Source organism: Protofrankia sp. CiP3, from assembly GCF_917627345.1.
In the GTDB taxonomy this organism is placed as follows: domain Bacteria; phylum Actinomycetota; class Actinomycetes; order Frankiales; family Frankiaceae; genus Protofrankia.
The window spans coordinates 14,801-15,336 of record NZ_CAKJTM010000102.1; the positions used below are offsets into that span (position 1 = coordinate 14,801).

The 536-nt window shown below is 66.8% G+C and carries 1 protein-coding gene; it reads left to right on the top strand.

Going from position 1 to position 536, the window contains the following annotated elements; genetic code table 11:
- The coding region (locus MJ797_RS22345; protein WP_374582785.1) for a sensor histidine kinase at positions 1 to 503 on the top strand (503 nt) is incomplete at its 5' end.
- Positions 504 to 536 lie beyond the last annotated feature (33 nt).

Consider the following 536-nt stretch of genomic DNA (forward strand, 5'->3'; position numbering starts at 1 on the left):
CGATACCCGGGCTCGACCAGGATGTCCGGACCCGGCTGTCGACCATCGAGCAACAGGCCGCCGAGACCACCGCCGCGTTACGCGACTCGTTACGGACGCTCAGCGCCCCACCCGAGCAGGTCGCGCTTGGCGTGGCGTTGCGTGAACACTGCCGGGCCTTCTCCGACCGCACCACCATCACCGCACAGGTGATCACGCTTACCGAGCTGCCCACGCTGCCCCGTTCCCATATCCAGGCACTCGCCGATGCCGTTCGCGAGGCCCTGCTCAACGTGGAGAAACACGCCCGCGCACACTCCGTGGTGATCAGTATTTTCACGTTGCGGGGCGGTGTCGCCGTCACGGTCTCCGATGACGGGGTCGGCCTGGGCGACGGCCATACCCGCGGCACCGGTCTCGGGCTGGCCTCGACCTTTGACCGGCTGGCCAGAATCGGTGGTTCGCTCGCCGTCGCACCCAACGACGACGATGGTGTCACCGTCCAGGCATGGGTACCGGCATGAGCAAGCCGATCGCTGAGCATCGCTATATCCTGC